This is a genomic window from Myroides injenensis M09-0166 (genome assembly GCF_000246945.1).
GTDB classification, from domain to species: domain Bacteria; phylum Bacteroidota; class Bacteroidia; order Flavobacteriales; family Flavobacteriaceae; genus Flavobacterium; species Flavobacterium injenense.
In genome coordinates this window covers 26,961-40,973 of sequence record NZ_BAEX01000021.1, presented here as the reverse complement: position 1 = coordinate 40,973, position 14,013 = coordinate 26,961, and the positions used below count along the sequence as shown (strand labels likewise).

The following is a 14,013-nucleotide window of genomic DNA, read 5'->3' as shown; positions in this document are numbered from 1 at the left end:
AGTTTCACTTTCTGCTATAATACTATCTCAAAAACTTTTGCATTTGTAATTTTAATTAAATCTTGGGGTGTAATACCAATAGTCAATCCCTTTCTTCCTCCACTCACATAAACTTTTTCTAATAACATTACCTTCTCATCTATTAAAGTAGGTAACAATTTTTTCATTCCTATCGGAGAACATCCACCTCTAATATATCCTGTCACCTCCAATAAATCCTTTACCGCGAGCATTTCTATCTTCTTTTCGCCACATGCTTTCGCTGCTTTCTTTAGATCTAATTCATCTTCTATTGGTATAACAAATACATACTTATCACTACCCTTACCATGAGCTACTAAAGTTTTATAAGAAACATGAGCTGATAATCCAAGTTTATTACAAACCGACAAACCATCTATCAGTCCATCATCTACATCGTACTCATGTACCTCATATATCACCTTCTTACTATCTAAAAGCCGTAATGCATTCGTTTTCTCAATCTTATTTGCTTTTTTACCCATTCTTAATTTTTCTACAAATATACCGAGACTTGGTTTTATAATAAAGTTGTTTTATAACCAGTCTGTCTTAGACAAAACATAAAGTCATCCTCATTATCACATACGCAGTATACTCTAAGTGTAGAACCTACAGTTTTCTTAAAAATAGGCTTAAAACTTTTGGGTAATGTTCCGTAAAATTCATCCAAATTAGATATTGTATACTTAGGATCTACATCTATTGTTACTAAAACAATAAATTCATTTGCCTTTAATTCTATTGGTAGCTTCATAGTTTTCAATTTTTAATATTCTCCTGACAATTTATAAAAAAAAACTATACCATAAAACACATGAATAAAATAAATTCTATCAATTTTAATTAAATATTCACTAGTATTGAAAAGTTTAGCAAGAAAAATTAAGAATATAAGTTGACAAGAAATAATCTTATTTGGAGTATATAAATGAGTCTATTATAATAGTAAAACATTGTTCCAAAATTATTTTATAAACTCAATACTTATTTCATATTTGAATTGTATACAAATACTCCCCTCCCTATACCTCTTAAATATACGCTATACAAGAAACCATTTTATCTATTTACTGATAAGGTAACAAAGTGCACAAAATTACTGTTATTTGCCATTTACAACGTTAGCGTTTTCTTACAAAACCTAGCAAACACAAGACCTACAAGCAATTCAAAAAGTTAAAATCAGGAATTGTTCGGGTACTGTTCGAGATTCGTTGGGGTAAGCATTGCAAAACCGGGGGTCTTCCCGAACAAGACTGCAACCGTCCCCGAACTACACTGGGACTAAACCTGAATAAAATTTTGAAGAATCATAAAAAAATGCAAAAAAAAATTGACTTTTTTACAGTCAATTTAGCAGAAAAACTATACTTTGATTTGTGTAATTTTATTTTTATCTATCAGTTAGTACACTGATTAACAGTACAAAGTTACAATTTATTTCATTATCTATACTATTGTTTTCACACTAGTGTATTAAATAAATATAGAATATTGACTTTTATGAGATTAAAGAGTTTGCTACTCCTCTACTAAGTATACAAGTGAGTATAATTTATAAATTTTATAAAAATTTTCTTTTTATTACTAAAAATATTAAAAAAGCTATTTTTATACTTATTTCTACTATTTACAATATTAATAACTTTAGTAATATTCTCACTCTTATTCATATTTATAACTGCACACTATCAGACCTAAGTTTATATTTTAGATTCACTCCTATTTTTTTACATAAAAAAATATACTTTTGCTTGAAATTATTCAAGTAAGCATATATAACAATTAGAAAATGCAAAACATTCCTAGTGTTGACTTACGTGATTTCCTATCGGATGACCCGGTACGTAAACAAAAGTTTGTAAATGAAATCGGCAAAGCCTACGAAGAGATTGGATTCGTAGCATTAAAAGGACACTTCTTAGATGATCAACTAGTTGGTAATCTTTATGAAGAAGTTAAAAACTTTTTTAACCTCCCTTTAGAAACTAAAGAGAAATATGAAGTTCCAGGCATTGGAGGACAAAGAGGTTATGTAGCCTTTGGAAAAGAAAGTGCTAAAGGTAGAAAAGAAGGGGATTTAAAAGAGTTTTGGCATTTTGGACAATACGTTGAAAACAATCCAGAACTAGAAGCATCTTACCCTGCTAATGTAACTGTAGAAGAATTACCTAATTTTAATGCAATCGGTAAAGAAACATACAAAATGCTAGAAAAAACTGGTGTTTATGTTCTTAGAGCATTAGCTTTATTTTTAGGATTAGACGAATTCTACTTTGACAATTTTGTTAAAAACGGAAACAGTATCTTAAGACCTATCCACTACCCTCCTATTAAAGAAGAACCTAAAAATGCTGTAAGAGCAGCAGCACATGGTGATATCAATTTAATTACCCTATTAATGGGTGCTCAAGGTAAAGGACTTCAAGTACAAAACCACAATGGCGAATGGATTGATGCTATTGCTGCAGATGATGAATTAGTTATTAATGTCGGAGATATGCTTTCTAGACATTCTAACAATCGTTTAAAATCCACCATCCACCAAGTAGTAAATCCACCAAGAGAGTTATGGGGAACATCTCGTTACTCTATTCCATTTTTTATGCACCCAGTGAGCACTATGCCATTGAACTGTTTAGAAAACTGTGTAGATGATGAAAATCCAAAACTTTATGAAGATATTACTTCTGGTGAATTCTTACATCAAAGACTTGTAGAATTGGGCTTAATAAAATAATAACCTAATTCAAAAACAGATTATATTTAAAGAGGGAGCTATTTTACTCCCTCTTTACATTTTATATAATTTCATTGTAATTATTATAACTCTTTTTTAAGGTTTAAATATTTTAAAGCTTTAACATATTTTGTACCTTTGAGAGACACCATTTTAAAGAAAACATTACCTTCATTATCAATTTTAATATATGAGTAAAAAAATAAGTAGTTTAGAAGACTTAGGAGGCTTTGTATTTTCAACTAATAAAGACTTCGAGTTTGAACAGGGAGAAGAAATACAAACATTAGCTCCTCAACACCAAAAACTAGAGGCACATCTAGATAAAAAAAATAGAGGTGGAAAAATTGCAACTATTATTAAAGGTTTTGAAGGTGCTGAAGAAGATTTAAAAACTCTTGCAAAAAAATTAAAAACTCTTTGCGGAGTTGGAGGCAGTGCAAAAGATGGGGAGATTATCATACAAGGTAATTTTCGAGATAAAATAATGGATTATTTAACTAAAGAAGGCTACAAAGTAAAACGTGTAGGCGGCTAATTAAAATTTAAAGATTATGAAAATTAAATCATCTGAATTAATTCTAAATCCTGACGGAAGTATTTATCACTTAAACTTGCGACCTGAAAATGTAGCAAAAGATATCATTTTTGTAGGGGATCAGAATCGCGTAGACCGTATTACAAAACATTTCGATACTATCGAATTTACTACTCAAAAAAGAGAGTTCAAAACGACTACTGGTACATATAAAGGAAAAAGATTAACTGTTATTTCTACTGGTATTGGTCCAGACAATATAGATATTGCTGTAAATGAAATCGATGCATTATTTAATATTGACCTTGAAACAAGAGAAGTAAAAAAAGATCTTACATCTGTAAATATTGTACGTATTGGTACTTCTGGATCACTTCAATCAGACATCCCAGTAAATAGTTTTGTATTATCACAATATGGATTAGGATTGGACAACGTAATGCGTTCTTATGTCATCGATAAAATCGAAGATAAGGAAATGGAAGATGCTTTCATTAAACATACAAATTGGGATCCTAAAAAAGGGAAACCATATATCATACAAAATAGTCCAGAACTAGAAGCAAAACTTGAAAGTGAATTAACGCATAAAGGAATCACAGGTACAGCAGGTGGTTTCTATGGTCCACAAGGACGTGTGTTGCGTTTACCTCTTCAAGATCCAGATTTGAATCATAAAATTGATTCTTTCAAATATGGTGAACATAGAATTACAAACTTTGAAATGGAAACATCTGCAATCTATGGACTATGTAAATTGCTAGGTCATCACGCCGTTTCTTTAAATACTATTATCGCTAATAGAGCAAATGGTACATTCTCAGAGGATCCATATGCTGCAGTAGATAAATTAATTATCTATACATTAGACAAATTAAGTGCTTAAGATTTTAATCACGTTAAAATAAAATAAGAGGTGTTTTTTCATAAAAAGACACCTCTTATTATTTTATTAAATAGATTACTCTGCAAAAAGAAATTGTCAATCATACTGTTATTCAAAACGATAAATTCCACAATACTATCTACATTTAAAAACGCTTAAAACAGTCCAAATACACTAGAATAATGTAGTAAATTCAGTAAAAAGTAAAAATTACAATACTTCATTTTCTTTTTACTAAAATTTAGAATAAAAAAACACTCTTTTTTTATAATTATACAAAAAAATCACATAAATTACATATAATCTCATTTTATTTGCCTTATATAAATAAATATCCTTAGATTTAAGGTGCTTAAAATTTTTATTTGAAATGACGAAAGAAGACTCGAAATTAGAGAGAATAAAGTATGCTCCTTATAGAGAACGTATACTATCTGCTGAAGAAGCAGCTCTCTTAATTCATGATCAAGCTGTTGTCGGAGCCAGTGGCTTTACAAAAGCAGGAGATAGTAAATCAGTATTACCCGCTTTTGCACAACGCGCAGCTAAAGAAAATGTTGCAATCACCTTAATTACAGGCGCTTCATTAGGACAAACTACAGATGCCGATTTAGCAACTAACAATGCTCTTATTCGTAGAATGCCTTTTCAGGCAGACGCCGTTTTAAGAAAATCAATTAACAGTGGTCAAGTAAAGTACATCGATCAACACTTAAGTGAAACCATTGAGCAATTACAAGAGAAACACATTCCACAAGTTGATATCGCTATTATAGAAGCAACCTATATTAATGAAGATGGATTCATCATTCCTACTACATCTATAGGTAATTCAGCATACTTCGCTAGTGTAGCAAAAAAAATAATTATAGAAGTTAATCACGCAATACCTTTAAGTGTAGAAGGTATTCACGATAACTGCGTACCAAAAAAACAACCAAGAAGAGAAATTATCCCTATTCATGGTGTAGAAGATAGAATCGGTGAAACATTTATTCGCCTTAACCCAGATAATGTCGTAGGTGTTGTATTCTCTAGTATAGAAGACACTCCGGCACTGTTACCAGAACCAGATGTAAAAACTACTGCGATCTCAAAGCATTTATTAAAATTCTTTGAAGAAGAAGTAAACAAAGGAAAACTGCCAAGTTCTTTACTTCCTATACAAGCAGGAATTGGTAAAGTTGCTAATGCCGTATTAACAGGTTTTATCGATGGTCCTTTTCACGATCTAACAATGTATTCAGAAGTACTACAAGATAGTACATTCGACTTGATTGACTCTGGTAAAATGACATTTGCTTCAGGATCTTCAATTACAGTGACGGAAGAATGCTATAATAAATTAATCAACAATTTTGATCAATATAAAGATAAGTTAATACTGAGACCTCAGAATATCTCTAATGCACCAGAAGTTATTAGAAGATTAGGGATCATAGCTATTAATACTGCAATAGAGTTCGATATCTATGGTAACGTAAACTCTACTCATATTGGTGGAACTAAGATGATGAATGGTATTGGTGGGTCAGGAGACTTTGCAAGAAATGCTTATTTAAGTATTTTTGTAACCCAAGCTGCATCAAAAGAGAACAATGCTATTTCGCATGTCCTTCCTATGGTATCTCACGTTGACCATACAGAACATGATGTAGATATTCTAGTAACAGATATAGGTCTTGCTGACTTAAGAGGTCTATCTCCTCGAGAGCGCGCAGAAGTGATTATAGAAAACTGTGTACACCCAGACTATAAACAGGAATTAAGAGACTATTACGAACGCGCTAAACAAAATGGAGGTCACACTCCTCACCTATTAGACGAAGCTTTTAAATTCCATATTCGCTTTAAAGAAAACGGTTCAATGAAACCTTTATAATAATAAAATCTCTGCATTAAAACGCAGAGATTTTTTTTTATGATATTCTTAAATGACGGCTAAAAAACTCGCATTTTTACTATCTTAGCATAGGTATTAAAGAAAAGTTTAAGAATGAAAAAAGTTACTATCGTTGGAGTACCTGAACACTTCAATTTTCCTTGGAATTTATGCATTGATAATGGTGAGTTTGCAGAACATGGAATAGAGTTAGAATGGCAAGATATACCAGAGGGAACTGGCAGAATGTGCACAATGTTGCGCAATGGTGAAGCTGATTTAGCAGTTATCTTGTCAGAAGGCATAATTAAAGACATTTCACAAGGAAATCAAGTACAAATACTTCAGGAATATGTATCTTCTCCTCTACGCTGGGGAATTCACGTTGCTAATCAATCTGCGTTTAAAAACATAGAAGACTTAAAAGGCAAAAGAATAGCAATAAGTCGTTATGGATCAGGATCTCATTTAATGGCGATTGTACATGCAAAACAGATGAATTGGGACTTAAATCAATTAGAATTTGTAGTAATTAATACGCTAGACGGTGCTATAGCAGCCTTACATAATAATGAAGCGGATTACTTCATGTGGGAAAGATTTATGACGCAACCAATTGTCGATCAGAAAATTTTCAGAAGGATTGGTGAGTGTCCTACTCCATGGCCTTCTTTTGTTGTAGTAGCAAGAAAAGAATTTGCAGAGCAAAATAATGCTTTAATAAAACATTTACTCGAAATAATAAATACTACTACTTCTGAGTTTAAACATATACCAAGTATAGATCGCACGCTTGCTACAAAATACAATCAAAAATTAGAAGACATTCAAGCTTGGTTAAAACTTACTCAATGGTCTCAAAAACAGTTACCTGAAAGTAAATACCAAAAAATAACAGAGGAATTAAAAGCTTTGGATCTATTAGAAGAAGTAAAACCTTATAAAGAGGTAATTCTATAGTTATAAATAATAACTACTGCTATAATTACAAAATGAAAGAAGATAAAATTAGTAATGCTAAAAAATGGTATCATTACCTTAAGGTTCCACATCCTTGGGATAATCTTATCATACTATTACTTAATATTCTTCTTACTATCCCTATCTTCATTATTGCTCATCAGAATCTAATTGATCCAGAATGGGCATATCACGCAGATAGAATTATTTTATTTTTGTTAATTATAATAGCGGTTCAATTTTTGTTACAAAAGTTAAAAACCTTGCTTTTTATATTAATAATAATATATTTAGGAGTATTGACATGGGCTAGCATTGCAGGAGGCTATGGCTATCAAGCAATATTTGACGACTATCGTGCAATGATTTATACCATGGCAGAAAACCCTGCACCTCAAGATATTATTATATCTAAACTATTGCCTTTTCCTAATAAAACTAAAATAATAAAAGCGATTGAATATGATAATCCTTCTGTGCGAAACTTTGCATTACTTGCTACGACAAAGCATTTTACAAAGACAAAAGGCTATTATGAAAATCGCCGACTAATTCAGTCTATGGCAGTATTTAAGGAGATACGCACTAGATGGAATTATGTTAATGATCCCAAAGGAAGGGAGTATATTGCTACTGCATCAGAATCATTAATTCACTTTTCAGGTGATTGCGATGATTATTCTATTTTAATGGCAGCGGCAATTCGTGCTATCGGTGGAACTCCCCGACTTATTCATACAAAAGAACATATGTATCCTGAAATGCTAATAGACAATAAGGGAGATCTAGAACAGGCAATTTATCTTATAAAAGAACTACTTTTCAAAGAAGAAAGTAAAGGAAAAGAAATACATTACCATATCGATGAAAGAGGTCAAATATGGCTAAATCTAGACTATACTGCTAGATACCCAGGAGGTCCTTTTATGTCAGAAGAAATTTTAGGACAATTAACTTTAAATTAAAAATTATGATTATCACAAACTCAACCCCACTAATTGCTGGCTGTATCTTTGGTGCGCTAGCAGTTATATTTGGCGCATTTGGCGCACATGCTTTAAAAAAACGTATGAAAGCAGAGCATCTAACTAGTTTTGAAACTGGTGTAAAATACCAAATGTATCATGCTATCTTATTAGTTGCACTAGGATTAATGCCACATGTGGAAAAAATAACACACGCTGCTAACATAATAATTATTGGTACTATATTATTCTCATTTAGTATTTATGGGCTTACTTTAAGCGCAACTTTCGGCAAGAAAATAAAAGTTTTAGGTCCTATTACTCCTATTGGCGGCTTATGTTTAGTAATTGGATGGTGCATGCTATTGTTCTACTCAATAACTATTTAATTTTTTAACAAATATAAAAGGTAAAAATACCAAAAATATGGTATTTTCAATGTAATCAACAAGTACAAACAACTATCATATCAATTTTTATTTATATTTGTTTTAATAAGCAAGAATAATAATTAACACAATACTTTAATGAGAAAAATTTTAAGTGTAATAGGTGCAGTTGCTTTATTAGCATCTTGTAACCAAGAGAAAGGATATGAAATACAAGGAGAACTTACTGGTATTCCAGACGGTACTACAGTGTATTTAGAGAAAATTAACCAAGAGAGCAAACAGCTACAAGCAGTTGACTCAACTATAGTAAAAGATAACACTTTTGTACTTAAAGGTAAAGAAGAGTTTCCTGACTATAGTTTTATTGCCTTTAAAGATATTGAAGGTAGAGTGCCATTTATTTTAGAGAATGGAAAGATTCAATTAAAATACTATGCTGATAAAATTGAAGAAAGTGCTGCAACAGGAACTAAGAACAATGATGAATTTGCAACTTTCAATAAAAAACGCAATGAGTTTACAAAGAAATTAGTTGCATTTAGAGCTGCTAACCAAGAAGCATATGAAAAAGCTCAAGCTGAAAAAAATGAAGCTGAGATGGAGAAAATTTTCAATGCTTATAATGAGTTAGCAGAAGAAAGTAATAATTATGTTGATAATTACTTAGAAGAGAACCCTCAATCTATTGTAACTTTAGTAACAATGAATGAATATACTCAAAGAGGTTATTTAGGGAAAGAAGAAGTATTAGAAACATATAATAACTTAAATGATGAGCTTAAAGAATCAATGATTGCAAAATCAATGAAAAATTATGCTGACCAAATGGCTGATCCTAAAGTTAAAATCGGTGATAAAGCACCAGATTTCAGTGCAAAAACACCTGAAGGAACTGAGTTATCATTAAAAGATGCATTGGGAAAAGTTACAATTATAGATTTCTGGGCTTCATGGTGTGGTCCTTGTAGAGCAGAAAACCCAAAAGTAGTAGCTCTTTATGAGGATTATCATGACAAAGGACTAAATATCATAGGTGTATCTTTAGACAAAGAAGAAAATAAATGGAAAGAAGCAATTAAAAAAGACGGATTAACATGGTATCAAATTTCTAACTTAGCATATTGGCAAGATCCTATTGCACAAGAATATGAAGTTAAAGGGATACCAGCTACATTTATCTTAGATGAAAATGGAGTTGTAATTGCTAAAAATTTAAGAGGTAAAAAACTAAGAGAAAAAATTAGTTCTATCCTAGATAAATAAGACATAATTAAAGAAAAAGAGGAGGTTACTGCGTTCAGAAACCTCCTCTTTTTTATTTATTACAATATATTTTAATTAAATTGCTATAAATTAAGCTTTATGTAAAAGTAGAGCATAGATCATTTACCATTTATTAAAACAAATACTTTATGACCCGCAATATAATTTTAATGCTTTCAGTATTATTATTTATGAGTTTTAATACTCCCAAGAGCCCTTATCATATAAAGGGGAATACTATTAACGTAAAAGAAGGTACAAAAATATACCTCAATGTTTTAGATCCTAATACAAATGATTTTATTAAAATTGACTCAGCATTAGTGAGAAATAATTCATTCGAATTAAAAGGTAAAAACGTTTTAACTGGATATGCAAGTATAGACTTACCAGAATTTTCTGAACTTTTGATTCTAGAGCCTGGAACAATTCAAATTGAGTATAATGCTGAAAAACCATTAGAAACATTTACAAAGGGAACTGCAAATAATAATGCTTTATATAACTTTACAAAAGAAGTAAGAAATAGACAAATGAAAGCAGATGCATTTAGAGTAGATAATAAAGAACTAATTGATAAAGCTTTTGAAGAGAATGATGGTAAAACATTAGATTCATTATCTAATGAATTTTCAAAATTATTAGATAGTATTTCGCAATATATAGTTACGCAAACAAAAGAACATCCTGACTCTTATACTTCACTGGTTGTATTATATCAACGCTTATATAATAATATAGACCGAAATGAGGCTTTAATCAATTATACGTTATTGAGCAAAGAACTTCAATCAACAAATTTAGGAATAGCTTGTAAAAAAATGCTTGATAATTTTAATGAAATTAAAGTAAAAAAAGGAGAAATAGCTCCAAACTTTATACTTAAAGATTTAGACGGTAATGAAATAAATCTAAAAACAAGCTTAGGTAAATTAACCTTAATACATTTTTGGGAACCTTGGTGCCCAGTTTGCAAAGAGCGATTACCTATTGTGAAAGATCTCTATAAAAAATACCATGATAAAGGTTTAAATATAATTAGCATTACATCAGATAATTCTATTCCTGAAATTAAAGAGATAGTCAAAGAACAAAATATGACATGGCCACAAATTTCTGACTTCCAAACAACAAGTGTAATCTATGGCATTCGTGTAGTCCCAACTGTCATTTTACTCGATAGTGAAGGAAAAATATTAACCATTGATCATCTGGATGGAGATATAGAAGATATTATTTCATCCCATATCAAATAATTAATAATTTGACTAAAAAAAGCCTCTATAAGTTTATATTTATAGAGGCTTTTTTTATATACCCACAACACTAGCTGATTTACAAGCATTTATATTGAAAATTCTTATATTGAAAATATGTGTAAAGAATCTATTTCAATTTTTTTATTAAATATTACTCATTACATTGTAACAAAAAATTAAAGGCTGCGTCATATAGCTATGAACAAAAAGTTGGAACAAGAGTTTGTAGAATTATTGGATAAGAATCAAAATCTTCTCCATAAAATTTGTAGGCTATATACTACAGATGATGCTGCACATAAAGACTTGTTTCAAGAAATTTCTATTCAATTATGGAAAGCATATCCTAAATTTAAAGGAGAATCTAAATTTACTACCTGGGCTTATAGGGTAGCATTAAATACTGCCATATCTTTGTACAGAAAACAAACTAGAAGCCTAACCACTACTTCAATTGACTTAGCTAATTATAGATTCGAATACACAGAGTATAATCACCAAGAGGAAGAACAATTAACGTTGTTATACAATGCTCTGCATCACTTAAACGATATCGAAAAGGCTCTTATATTCATGTATTTAGAAGATAAAAACTATGAAGAAATAGCCGAAACATTAGGAATATCAGAAGTAAATGCAAGAGTAAAAATGAATAGAATAAAAACTAAACTCAAAAAAATATTAAATCCTTAGAAGAACGACAATTATGAAGGAGCTAGATTTATTAAAAAAACATTGGAATAGTACGCAGAATTTTCCTAAAATTACTGCAGATGAAATAAGAAAAATGATACATAAGAAGTCTTCATCTATAGTGATGTGGATTTTTATAATAAGTATAATTGAATTTACATGTCTTAACCTTGCAAGTTACTTTTTTATCAATAATGATGTTGATGATGATACACCAAAAGGGACAGCATTTACCTTTATGATAGACTATATCGATTACGTATCGATTAGCATATCTATAATTTTCATAATCTTATTTTACAATAACTATCGAAAAATTTGTACTAAGGATTCAACCAAATCTTTGATGAAGCAAATAATTAAAACCAAAAAGACTGTGAATTACTATATCTACTGTAATTTAGTCGTAATACTAGTAGGTCTATTAGTAACTATTTTTGATATTATTACTAATCAAGGACAAGTTAACCTAGCAGTTACATTGATTAGTATTGGGATAGTTTTAATCATCTGCTCTTTATTTTTATTTATTATTTGGTTATATTACAAAGTCATATATGGTTTCTTAATTAAGAAGCTTATGAATAACTACAAAGAGCTCGAAAAAATAGACTTTGAATAATATTATTCATATATTTTATCTAACTTACACACTAGAATAAGTAAGTTTTCAACACTATGACAATTACACAATTAATATACGCTTTAGCAGTAGCTGAGCACAAAAACTTCACTCTAGCTGCAGAAAAAATATTTGTTACCCAGCCTACATTAAGTATGCAAATTCAAAAACTTGAAGAAGAACTTGGTGTACTTATTTTTGATAGAAGTATAAAACCTATACAATTAACATCAGTAGGAGAAATCATAATAAAACAAGCAAAGAAAATAGTTGATGAATCAGAGCGTATAAAAGATTTAGTAGATCAGGAGAAAGGATTTATTGGAGGTATTTTTAAATTAGGTATTATACCTACTGTAGCTCCTACTTTACTGCCTATGTTCTTAAAAACGTTTCTAAACAAATATAACAAAGTAAACCTAGTTATAGAAGAATATACAACTGAAGAAATCATCGCTAAATTAAGAATGGGATATTTGGATGCAGCAATTGTAGCTACTCCATTAGAAGAACAAGATATAGTAGAAAAAGTCTTGTATTACGAACCATTTGTAGGATATATACCTAGTAATTTTAGACAAAATCTAGACAAAGAGATTACCCCAGAAAGCTTGGATTTAAAAAACCTTTTACTCTTACAAGATGGTCACTGTTTTAGAGATGGTATAATCAATATCTGTAAAAGTAGTATTCCTGATGACAAGAATTTCAAACTTGAAAGTGGTAGTTTCGAGACGCTTATTAACCTGTCTAAGGAAGGCTTAGGATATACTTTACTTCCATATCTACACACACTTAATTTAAATAGCGATGACAAAGCAAATTTAGTTGCTTTTAAAGATCCTAAACCAGCACGAGAAATTAGTCTTATCTACACCAAGAATGAACTTAAACTGCAAATAGCTAATGCACTCTACGAAGTGATATTAAGTGTTATAAGAGGAGCTATCGCCTTCCAAGATGTAAAAATAATCAGTCCAAAAAAGAAATAAAAAAACTAATATAAATAAAAAAGGCAACCATAATGGTTGCCTTTTTCTATACTACTATATGCAGTCTTATTTTTGTTCTTCTTTGTCTTTAACTACAAGTCTGAACCCTTCACCGTGAATATTTAAAATTTCAACTGCTTCGTCTTTTTTCAAATATTTTCTCAATTTAGCAATATAAACATCCATACTACGAGAAGTAAAGTAATTATCATCTCTCCATATTTTTGTTAAAGCTACCTCACGAGGCATTAAGTCATTCTCATAAATTGCTAACATTTTAAGCAATTCATTTTCTTTTGGTGAAAGTTTAATTGGCTCATCATTTTCAAAAGTAAGGAATCTTAATTTTGAATTTAAATGGAATTTACCAATTTGGAATTCAAATTTAGTGTTATCTGTTTTAATCTCAGATGATTTTCTATGAATGATTGCTTTAATTTTCATTAAAAGCACTTCTGAATCAAAAGGTTTATTTAAGTAGTCGTCTGCTCCCACTTTATATCCTTTTAATACGTCTTCTTTCATTGATTTTGCAGTTAAGAAGATGATTGGCACCTCTTTGTTTTTATCACGAATTTCCTTGGCTAGAGTAAATCCGTCTTTATAAGGCATCATAACATCTAAAATGCATAAATTAAATGTATCACGTTTGAATTTTTCAAACCCTTCCATTCCATTTTTTGCAAGTGTAACTTCAAAATCATTGATGGCTAAATAATCTTTTAAAATTGCTCCGAAATTTGGATCATCTTCTACTAATAAAATTTTTTTGTTGTTTGTTGTTTCCATGTTATATG

Annotated in this window: 15 protein-coding genes; 12 read left to right on the top strand and 3 right to left on the bottom strand. The window is 30.3% G+C overall.

Translation table 11 applies throughout. The annotated features are described in order from the left end of the window. Positions 1 to 14: 14 nt before the first annotated feature. Both ybaK and RH98_RS05230 read right to left on the bottom strand, forming a co-directional pair. Positions 15 to 506: a Cys-tRNA(Pro) deacylase gene (ybaK, locus tag RH98_RS05235; RefSeq protein ID WP_010251300.1), complete on the bottom strand. Its 492-nt coding sequence runs from the start codon at positions 504 to 506 to the stop codon at positions 15 to 17. A gap of 35 nt (positions 507 to 541) precedes the next feature. Continuing rightward, entirely contained in the window at positions 542 to 778 is a 237-nt protein-coding gene (locus RH98_RS05230; RefSeq protein WP_010251298.1) for a hypothetical protein, read from the bottom strand. Between the two features lie 1,038 nt (positions 779 to 1,816). On the opposite strand from RH98_RS05230, the gene RH98_RS05225 reads away from it, so the two are divergent. From RH98_RS05225 to RH98_RS05170, 12 genes are all read left to right on the top strand, one after another. After that, complete coding sequence (locus RH98_RS05225; RefSeq protein ID WP_010251297.1) at positions 1,817 to 2,764, top strand: isopenicillin N synthase family dioxygenase; 948 nt, start codon at positions 1,817 to 1,819, stop codon at positions 2,762 to 2,764. Positions 2,765 to 2,954: 190 nt separating this feature from the next. Next, complete coding sequence (locus RH98_RS05220; protein ID WP_010251295.1) at positions 2,955 to 3,302, top strand: translation initiation factor; 348 nt, start codon at positions 2,955 to 2,957, stop codon at positions 3,300 to 3,302. A gap of 16 nt (positions 3,303 to 3,318) precedes the next feature. Further along, entirely contained in the window at positions 3,319 to 4,188 is an 870-nt protein-coding gene (locus tag RH98_RS05215) for a nucleoside phosphorylase (protein WP_010251293.1), read from the top strand. 370 nt (positions 4,189 to 4,558) lie between these two features. Continuing rightward, positions 4,559 to 6,070: a succinyl-CoA:acetate CoA-transferase ScpC gene (scpC, locus tag RH98_RS05210; protein WP_010251291.1), complete on the top strand. Its 1,512-nt coding sequence runs from the start codon at positions 4,559 to 4,561 to the stop codon at positions 6,068 to 6,070. A 114-nt stretch (positions 6,071 to 6,184) separates the two neighbouring features. Beyond that, positions 6,185 to 7,030: a substrate-binding domain-containing protein gene (locus tag RH98_RS05205; protein WP_010251289.1), complete on the top strand. Its 846-nt coding sequence runs from the start codon at positions 6,185 to 6,187 to the stop codon at positions 7,028 to 7,030. Positions 7,031 to 7,062: 32 nt separating this feature from the next. Next, positions 7,063 to 7,995 carry a transglutaminase-like domain-containing protein gene (locus RH98_RS05200; protein ID WP_010251286.1) on the top strand — a complete coding sequence of 311 codons (933 nt, stop codon included), beginning with the start codon at positions 7,063 to 7,065 and terminating at the stop codon, positions 7,993 to 7,995. 5 nt (positions 7,996 to 8,000) lie between these two features. Continuing rightward, positions 8,001 to 8,384, top strand: coding sequence for a DUF423 domain-containing protein (locus RH98_RS05195; RefSeq protein WP_010251284.1), 384 nt, complete (start codon positions 8,001 to 8,003; stop codon positions 8,382 to 8,384). A 138-nt stretch (positions 8,385 to 8,522) separates the two neighbouring features. Beyond that, the gene (locus RH98_RS05190) at positions 8,523 to 9,650 is read left to right on the top strand and encodes a redoxin domain-containing protein (protein WP_010251282.1); all 1,128 of its coding nucleotides are present in this window, start codon (positions 8,523 to 8,525) and stop codon (positions 9,648 to 9,650) included. Positions 9,651 to 9,799: 149 nt separating this feature from the next. Further along, positions 9,800 to 10,906 carry a redoxin domain-containing protein gene (locus tag RH98_RS05185; protein WP_010251280.1) on the top strand — a complete coding sequence of 369 codons (1,107 nt, stop codon included), beginning with the start codon at positions 9,800 to 9,802 and terminating at the stop codon, positions 10,904 to 10,906. Positions 10,907 to 11,107: 201 nt separating this feature from the next. Further along, positions 11,108 to 11,602, top strand: a complete 495-nt coding sequence (locus RH98_RS05180) for an RNA polymerase sigma factor (protein ID WP_010251278.1) — start codon at positions 11,108 to 11,110, stop codon at positions 11,600 to 11,602. 13 nt (positions 11,603 to 11,615) lie between these two features. Continuing rightward, entirely contained in the window at positions 11,616 to 12,224 is a 609-nt protein-coding gene (locus tag RH98_RS05175) for a DUF8845 family protein (protein ID WP_010251276.1), read from the top strand. Between the two features lie 56 nt (positions 12,225 to 12,280). Then, complete coding sequence (locus RH98_RS05170; protein WP_010251274.1) at positions 12,281 to 13,216, top strand: LysR family transcriptional regulator; 936 nt, start codon at positions 12,281 to 12,283, stop codon at positions 13,214 to 13,216. Between the two features lie 66 nt (positions 13,217 to 13,282). Here the strand turns inward: RH98_RS05170 and RH98_RS05165 are convergent, their stop codons facing one another. Beyond that, positions 13,283 to 14,005, bottom strand: a complete 723-nt coding sequence (locus RH98_RS05165; protein ID WP_010251272.1) for a response regulator transcription factor — start codon at positions 14,003 to 14,005, stop codon at positions 13,283 to 13,285. Between the last annotated feature and the right edge of the window lie 8 nt (positions 14,006 to 14,013).

Excerpts from the sequence above, each read along its gene's own strand:
- ybaK (WP_010251300.1), bottom strand. The coding sequence starts at position 506 with ATGGGTAAAAAAGCAAATAAGATTGAGAAAACGAATGCATTACGGCTT.
- RH98_RS05230 (WP_010251298.1), bottom strand. The coding sequence starts at position 778 with ATGAAGCTACCAATAGAATTAAAGGCAAATGAATTTATTGTTTTAGTA.
- RH98_RS05225 (WP_010251297.1), top strand. The coding sequence starts at position 1,817 with ATGCAAAACATTCCTAGTGTTGACTTACGTGATTTCCTATCGGATGAC.
- RH98_RS05220 (WP_010251295.1), top strand. The coding sequence starts at position 2,955 with ATGAGTAAAAAAATAAGTAGTTTAGAAGACTTAGGAGGCTTTGTATTT.
- RH98_RS05215 (WP_010251293.1), top strand. The coding sequence starts at position 3,319 with ATGAAAATTAAATCATCTGAATTAATTCTAAATCCTGACGGAAGTATT.
- scpC (WP_010251291.1), top strand. The coding sequence starts at position 4,559 with ATGACGAAAGAAGACTCGAAATTAGAGAGAATAAAGTATGCTCCTTAT.
- RH98_RS05205 (WP_010251289.1), top strand. The coding sequence starts at position 6,185 with ATGAAAAAAGTTACTATCGTTGGAGTACCTGAACACTTCAATTTTCCT.
- RH98_RS05200 (WP_010251286.1), top strand. The coding sequence starts at position 7,063 with ATGAAAGAAGATAAAATTAGTAATGCTAAAAAATGGTATCATTACCTT.
- RH98_RS05195 (WP_010251284.1), top strand. The coding sequence starts at position 8,001 with ATGATTATCACAAACTCAACCCCACTAATTGCTGGCTGTATCTTTGGT.
- RH98_RS05190 (WP_010251282.1), top strand. The coding sequence starts at position 8,523 with ATGAGAAAAATTTTAAGTGTAATAGGTGCAGTTGCTTTATTAGCATCT.
- RH98_RS05185 (WP_010251280.1), top strand. The coding sequence starts at position 9,800 with ATGACCCGCAATATAATTTTAATGCTTTCAGTATTATTATTTATGAGT.
- RH98_RS05180 (WP_010251278.1), top strand. The coding sequence starts at position 11,108 with ATGAACAAAAAGTTGGAACAAGAGTTTGTAGAATTATTGGATAAGAAT.
- RH98_RS05175 (WP_010251276.1), top strand. The coding sequence starts at position 11,616 with ATGAAGGAGCTAGATTTATTAAAAAAACATTGGAATAGTACGCAGAAT.
- RH98_RS05170 (WP_010251274.1), top strand. The coding sequence starts at position 12,281 with ATGACAATTACACAATTAATATACGCTTTAGCAGTAGCTGAGCACAAA.
- RH98_RS05165 (WP_010251272.1), bottom strand. The coding sequence starts at position 14,005 with ATGGAAACAACAAACAACAAAAAAATTTTATTAGTAGAAGATGATCCA.